4 protein-coding genes are annotated in these 7,808 nt (G+C 29.0%); 2 read left to right on the top strand and 2 right to left on the bottom strand.

Going from position 1 to position 7,808, the window contains the following annotated elements; all coding sequences use genetic code 11:
* Positions 1-11: 11 nt before the first annotated feature.
* Together U9R42_13635 and U9R42_13630 are read right to left on the bottom strand one after the other, a co-directional pair.
* Complete coding sequence (locus U9R42_13635; GenBank protein MEA3497063.1) at positions 12-2,159, bottom strand: tetratricopeptide repeat protein; 2,148 nt, start codon at positions 2,157-2,159, stop codon at positions 12-14.
* Between the two features lie 62 nt (positions 2,160-2,221).
* Entirely contained in the window at positions 2,222-4,705 is a 2,484-nt protein-coding gene (locus U9R42_13630) for a PEP/pyruvate-binding domain-containing protein (protein ID MEA3497062.1), read from the bottom strand.
* A 701-nt stretch (positions 4,706-5,406) separates the two neighbouring features.
* Between U9R42_13630 and U9R42_13625 the strand changes: the two genes are divergently transcribed.
* Together U9R42_13625 and U9R42_13620 are read left to right on the top strand one after the other, a co-directional pair.
* Positions 5,407-5,883 carry a hypothetical protein gene (locus U9R42_13625; protein MEA3497061.1) on the top strand — a complete coding sequence of 159 codons (477 nt, stop codon included), beginning with the start codon at positions 5,407-5,409 and terminating at the stop codon, positions 5,881-5,883.
* 10 nt (positions 5,884-5,893) lie between these two features.
* Entirely contained in the window at positions 5,894-7,747 is a 1,854-nt protein-coding gene (locus tag U9R42_13620) for a T9SS type A sorting domain-containing protein (GenBank protein ID MEA3497060.1), read from the top strand.
* The last annotated feature ends 61 nt before the right edge of the window (positions 7,748-7,808 follow it).

The raw sequence follows: 7,808 nt of genomic DNA, 5'->3' as shown, positions 1-7,808 counted from the left end.
AAAAACCGCCCTTAAGGTTTAGCAGTTATTTCCCCGCAAAACTTTTCATAATCCAGTTGAGCTTGGCTAAAGCCTAATTCTGCTGACTTTTTTAAATCTTCACAAGCATTTTCTTTATTTCCCAATTGAAAATTTAGTATTCCTCTCATGTAATATGCTTGTGAATATTGAGGAATTAGTTCTATTGCTTTTGTAAAATCATGCATTGCTCCTGCATTATTTCCTGATGTAATTCGTGCTATTCCTCTATCGTTATATACTTTTGCATAGGTAGGGTCAAGTTCAATTGCTTTATCAAAATCGGACAAAGCTCCTGCAATATTTCTTACTTTTCCTCTTAGTATTCCTCTGTTTGCATAAGCTTTGGAAAAATTCGGATTTAATTCAATTGATTTATCAAAATCTTTCATCGCAGCTTCAAAGTCATTTAACTTAATTCGTGTAAGCCCTTTGCTATACCAAGCCGAAGCTACTTTTTCGACATCATCGCTATTCAGTTTTATTGCTAAATTATAATCGGCTACGGCTCCCTTAAAATCACCTTCTTTGTACCTTGCTGTTGCTCTATTTATGTATGCTTCAATAGTAGGTTTTGCTTCTATGGTTTTGTTATACTCTTTTATTGCACCTTCAAAATCTCCACTTTTGTCTGCCATAATTCCTTTTTGAAAATATGGATTATGTAAAGCTGTTTTATCCTCTTTTATTTCTTCAACTGCTTGGATTGACATTTCATAAAAACGATCTGCCTGTCTTAATTTTTCTTTATCGAAAAATCCGTCTGCATAATGGTCATAAGTTTCACTTAATGGGATTTTTTGAAATAATAATCCACTTGTAAGTGTTGTTCCCAAAATTATCATTAAACCCAAATTTATTAACTGATATTTCAAATGCTTATAAAACTCAAGATAAAATAAAATTGAGAAGAAAATAATAAAAGGTATTGCAGGCAATCTGTATCTAAATGCATTGAAAAAAATTATTGAAGGTAGAATATTTACGATAATCAAAACAGCAGGAATTAATAACTTTTCATTTGAAAAGACTGATTTTCTTTTTACAAACAATAATATTAATGCGGAATACATGAAAAATATTAAGGGAATGCAGAATGGGTTTTTATGCATGAAAAAAGCAATGTATTTATTCCATCTTCCATATTCGTAAATATCAAAATCTCTTGGTGTTTCATACGAATGAACGGAGATAAGAGTTTTTTGTACAATATTTTTTAGAGGAACGGATAGGTTTTTATTTTCATTCAATGTTTTTTTTACTAAAAATCCTGATAGTTTGTAAGGATATGTTTTGTTAATGTCGGTTGTATCAGTTTTTACAAATTTAATTTCAGCTTCATCATACAATGAAGAAAAAAAAGCTTTCCATTCTCTTGGTCTGATATTTAATGTTTCTTTAATGTCTGATGAGTTTCCGAGATAAAAATTTACCGCTCCATTGCTGGAAACAAAAATAAATTTCCCTGTTTTATCTAAGTTGTGAAAAGAAACTGTAAGCGGAAAGATTAAAGAAATTAGCACATAAGTAAGAATATTTTTAAGCGATTGTTTTTGTTTGAAAATGAGATAAAAAACCCAAAATAGAAAAAACAATAAAAACTGACTTTTTGTAACAATCAGCAGTCCTGTTAATAGAGCTAATACAATTATTTTAATGTAAGATTCTTTCATTCGCTGAAAAACAAATGCAAGTGAAATTGTGAGAAAAACAAAAATACTTTCAGAGAGAAATTTGCTTTCAATAAAAAGTTCAACAGGATAAATTGCCCATATTAGAGCGGTAATTATAGCAGCGGTTTTGTTGATTTTTTCTAAGGATAAATATAAAAGCACAGTGCCTGCAATACCTATAATAAACTGAATTGTAATAATTCCTTTTAAAGCAAACCCAATGATTTTAAAGAATCCTACAAAATAGCTGTACAAAGGTGGATGCCAGAAATGATAAGGGTAAAAGAGTCCATTTTCTGAAATATGATTAGCAATTTTTATAAATTCATTTTCATCAATTATTGTGTAAAGAAAAAGAGGACTATCTTTTTCGAATGCAAAATAGATGAATCGTACAATTACAGCAACGGCAAATACAATTAATAAATTAAGGTTTTTAGAAATCAGGCTTTTTTTGCTTTTCATCATTCTCGGGTTGATATTATTTACTTCAAAGATATGTTTATTACAAGGATGAATAAAATACTATATTAATAAGGTCTTACTTGCTTAATATACAATTTTCGTGTAGAAATTTCGGAGTCAAGTTTAAATTCTATATCAAGACCGAAATCTTTGTAAGGGCAAGTACAATTGTAAACATTATCAAAAAAATAAGATTTTATTATCCCAAGATAATCGCCTAATTGATATAACTCTTTATCTTCCATTACATGTTTGTTGTCATAAGCATGCACATTAGAGTAACTGTTGTATTCAAGAGTGTAAGGTTCTTTTCCTGAAAATGAAAAAGTATAAATTACCACTTGGTCGTTGATAATTCCCGGTTCTGGATTTACGATACTTATTTCACCAAACTGCACATTAACAATGTAAGCATGATTTGAGTTATAAGGATTTTTGGTAATTACAACACCATTGGCATCTTCATCAGGAAAAGAACGATGCACCAATATTCCCATAGCACATGATTGATGATTGATTTTAAAGTATTCACGCTCTTCAAAGGCTGTAAAATTCCATAAACTTGCCCATACTTTTTTGATAGCTTTTTCAACAGATTCTGTTGGATTGTTTAATTTGCCTGTGTAAGAACTATATAAACCTGCTCCGTTGAATCCTTCAAGGTCTTCAGCGTTGGTTGATGACCTAAATCTATATGAAGTAAAACGATTATCTTGATGTAAATGCAGTAAAACACTATCAAGCAAATCTTGATTAATAGGTAAACTGATTATGCTGTCTTGTAATTTTTTTAACATACTTTTACGGATAGCACTATTATTCATAAAGTTAGAATTATTTAGCATATTTGAAATATAGCTATCAAGTCCATTGCTGATAAGATGATTTTCGTAAAAATAAAAGGGAATGGCAAAATATCCTTCAGGTACAGTTGCATTATAAATTGTGTCTTTAAATGCATTTAAAAGTTCTGCAAAATTGGCAGCCTTTCCTCCGATTTTATTAACATCATTAATAGAACTTTTGTTCAAATCAATTAAACCATAGTTTGAAACATCCTTGTCTAAAAAAACTGAGTCTGTAGGTTCGTTTGCATTCCAAAAAGCATTAGCTTCAGCTAAAGTAGCACATCTTAGAATAAAAGAATCGTTTAAAACTTGAAAATAGATAAGCTTGTTAAGCAAGCTATCAAATAAAGGATTAGTAAATCCATTTTTTATTGCCATGTTGGGTGTTCCTCTGTTATGGCTTAAAACATTGATATGACTTAATGGTGGTTGGAATTGGGTTGTAATAATTCCGGCAATAACCGAAATATCAATTGGAATACCATTGGTTAACAAAATATCATGTCTTTGAAGGTTAGTATTCCCTATTTCCTTAATATCAATTTTTTGTAAATACCCATAATTTTCTGCTAAATTTAAAGCCTGATAATTCTGTCCTTTAAATAATTCATTAGCTGTAATTGTGGGAATATTGTTGCAATTTACCCATGAATTATTAGTTGAATAAAAATAAAGTTTCCCTTTTAAATACGATGAATTAATAATTTTTTCATAACAAAAGGCTACATCAGAGCAATCTGCACCATCACCGGAAAAAAACTCAAAAGTGTAAATATCTAATTCTCTAAAATAATTAATTGTAATTGGAAAAAGATAGCGTTGGGAGGTATTTTGATATTGGTAGAAATTGAAGGTATTTTTATTATCTGAATAATTCAGTTGTTGCGTAGCAAAATTATAGTGAGATTTATAAATTTTTGTGTTCATGTAATAGACCAAATCGTCATTACTATTTACAAATATTTTTACTGATTCTACACCGCCTAAATGTGTTTTGGGAGGAGTGCTACTTATCATATCAAAGGCAGGCTTGCTATGAAGAATATTAAAATAGTAAAGGTCTTTATAATGTTTACGTAACATCTTGATATTTTGAGTGCTATTGACCGATGAAATGGGTGTTTGTAAAGGAACCTTAATGTTGTAATAATCCTCTTTTGAAAAAAAAAGGGTATCGAAACCAAGGGGAAAAAAGAAGTTCTTGTCATCCTTTTTATGTATAGAAATATTTTGATTATTTGCGTAAGATATAAATGTATAAGTATTGTTACCAAGAGGTGATATGAGCTTAATATAATAGATGCCTTTAGGTAAATTAACAATTGATAATTCACCTTCTTGAGTAACATTGTTTTGTTGATACATTACTTGCCCGCTTACATTGATTATCATGAAATTAAAAGATGTGTTAAAATGCCAAGACAAATAATTCTCCCGACTCATAAAAACACCTTTTAAAGAGTTTGAACTATCAGATTCAAAAGTGAAATACGGCAGATAAAAATATCCTTCATCATTACTTTTTGTAAAAGAATTTTTATTTAGCAAAGATACTTTTACATTACTTAATAAATTTTCAGTTAACACATCTGACACTACACCGTGAACAGATGATTGTGAATAAGAAAAGGTAGTAGATAAAAACAAAACAATAAAGATTGCAATCAAATATTTGAAAATATTGTTGTATATCTTTATCATTATAAATTTTTTTTGCAAAGTTATATTTTCTTTAACTTAAAAACAAAAGAACTACTTGGTATTTTACTAACAATTAAATTGTCAGACAATATTATTTATCCTTTTGATGTTATGAGTTCACTCCGAAAAGTCAAAAAAAAAGAAAAATTGCCACGAAGTTACTAATACTAAACCGCCATCAAGATACTGAAAATAAAACATTTCTTTTCGCCCTGTTTTTATTCAAAAAATTATTCCGTAGCCACAGCTTCCGAAACAAGTGCGGAACAAGTTATGCAAGAATTTTGTGAAGAAAAACAAAACAAAAATAATTTATTTTCTTAATCAGCATCTTAATAGCGGTTTAGTATAAGACACCAAGATACACAATTAATATAATAAACTTTGTTAATTCTTTGAGCTTTTGTGGATAGAATTACTTTTCGGACTGAACTCAACCTTTAATTGAAAAATACAGAATATTTATGTTTATAAGAGATTACGACCTGATATTCATTATTTTTAATAAAAAATTTGGATTTTGCAAAATTTTGTATTACGTTTGTGATGCATATTTTTATAAGAATTAGTTACAATTTTAAATAAAAAATAAGATTTATTAAATTAATAAAACAGAAATATGAAAAATAAATTACCCCCCCCCTGTTTGTAGTAGTCAGTTACACAGATACTTACATAGTATAAAAATTCATTCAATTATTATGATTGTGTTATTAAATATTCCATTAATATTGTTTCTTAATATTAATAAATGTACTGCCCAAAGTGGGTTCTGGCACGGAAATGTTTTAATTCCAACAACTACCGAAGATCAAGTAGGAACAGAGATTACAAAAGGTGAACATGAAGATTATCGTTTGGCTGTAAACGGCAAAATTGTATCAAAGTCATTAATTATCACAGAAAATAATTGGAAAGATTATGTTTTTAATGATAACTATTATTTAATTCCTTTGGATAAGTTAGAAATATTTATTAATAAATATAAGCATTTACCGGATGTACCAACTACTGAGGAAGTAAATAAAAACGGTGTTAGTGTAGGAGAAATGAATGAAATACTTCTTCAAAAAGTTGAGGAACTTACTTTGTATATTTTAGAACTTAACAAAGAAATTGATGCTTTGAAAATTGGAAATAAATTGATAAATGAAAAATTAAATTCAAATAAATTTTAAAAATAATATTATGAAAAATCTGATAATTTTGGTATTAACCGTTACACTTTTATTCGTGAACACATTATTACAAGCACAATGTTATGACCTCTCAACTGGGGCGGATACAATGGGCTTTGAAAATAATGAAATGGCTGATTTTAATTTATGGAAAATTGATGATACAAACGGTAATGATACAACTTGGGAAAGAAGTACTATACCAAATGCTTACACTGGTGATTATATGATTATAATAAGACAATACAATGAAGACTGGTTATTTTCAAAATGTTTTGAATTTGATACAGGGAAATTTTATGACATCAAATTTTGGTACAATATGCGTTATCCTGAGGTTGACAACCAAGATTTAATGATATGTATTGGCAATGATACTAATTCAAATAGCATGAATGATACAATTTATATTTTAAATGATATTGAATGGTATGCTTACTATTGGAGCGACACTATTTTAACATTTAAAGTAAGTTATCCCGACAATTATTATATAGGATGGTATGCAAGCGGTCCAACGTATTATCCCGTGACAGGAATATATATGGATGATATTATTGTAAGGGAACACGATTGTAGTTCGTTATCTGTTGAACTTGGTAACGATACTACCATTTGTGCAGGAGACAGTCTTTTGTTAGATGCAGGTTCAGGCTTTGAAAATTATTCTTGGAGTACCGGAGCAGATAGCGAGACAATAAAAGTGGATTCAGGTATATTTTATGTTGAAGTTACCGACCAATACGGTTGTATAGCTTATGATACAATTACGGTTGATTATTACTATTTGCCCAATGATGAATTAATTATTGAAGATGATACCGTATTTTGCCTTGGAGATAGTGTTGTGCTTAGTATTGAACTTGAAAATGCCAATTGTAATGACTATCATATATATTGGTTTCAAAACTATTACTTTTGGAATATTGATTCGATAAATACAATAAAAACAACAGATTTTTATACTTATATTATTACAGATACAAATAGTAAATGTTATAAATACTCTGATACAATTTGGGTTACTGCAAAAGAACCTTTTAGTAATGAAGAAATATGCCTTGTTACCCTTGATGATGAAGGGTATAATAAAATCGTATGGGAAAAAACCTCAGGTAAAAGAACCAAAGAATTTAAAATTTACCGTGAAAGTTATCAAGCTGACAGCTTTGGACATATAGGAACAGTAGCATTTAATAGCATGAGTACTTTTACAGATACAACTTCAGAACCTGAAAAACGCTTTTACAGATATAAAATTTCAGTTATTGATTCTTGCGATAATGAATCATCTTTAAGTGGTTTTCATATCACACTTCACTTATCAATAAATGGCGGAATGGGAAACAACATTAATCTATCATGGAATCATTATTATGGTTTTTGGTATAATACATATAGGATTTATAGAGGAACCGACCCTGACAGCATGAGCCAAATAGATTCATTGCCTTATACTAATTCCACTTACACGGATACGGATCCACCACAAGGTGATGTATATTACCAGATAGAGGCTAAAAGACTTGTTGCTTGCAATCCGACAAGAGGAGAATATTGCTCTACACTCTCCAATTTTGTTGACAACAAAAATATCAGCTTAAAAAATAATGATTGGGATTCAGATATTAATATTTATCCTAATCCATTTACTACTACTATTAATTTAGAAATTAAAGGATTTAATGAAAATGAGGAAACAATATTTGAGTTATATAATACTATTGGGAATAAAGTGTTTTCAAAAAGTATAAACAGCAACGGATTATTTTCTATTGATGTATCAATGTTAGCTGTAGGTGTATATTTGTGTAGAGTAGTTAATAATAATAATTTAATAAGAAAACAAATCATAAAGTTATGAAAAAAATAAGCAGTATTATTTCCTTGGTAATTTTGATTATATTATTTTCAACAAATTGTGC

The sequence above is a fragment of the Bacteroidota bacterium genome (genome assembly GCA_034723125.1).
Lineage (GTDB): Bacteria > Bacteroidota > Bacteroidia > CAILMK01 > JAAYUY01 > JAYEOP01.
Note: the sequence above shows the minus strand (reverse complement) of the source record. Positions and strands in the feature narration are given on the sequence as shown.

Coding starts and splice junctions, on each gene's coding strand:
- U9R42_13635 (MEA3497063.1), bottom strand. CDS start 2,159: ATGATGAAAAGCAAAAAAAGCCTGATTTCTAAAAACCTTAATTTATTA.
- U9R42_13630 (MEA3497062.1), bottom strand. CDS start 4,705: ATGATAAAGATATACAACAATATTTTCAAATATTTGATTGCAATCTTT.
- U9R42_13625 (MEA3497061.1), top strand. CDS start 5,407: ATGATTGTGTTATTAAATATTCCATTAATATTGTTTCTTAATATTAAT.
- U9R42_13620 (MEA3497060.1), top strand. CDS start 5,894: ATGAAAAATCTGATAATTTTGGTATTAACCGTTACACTTTTATTCGTG.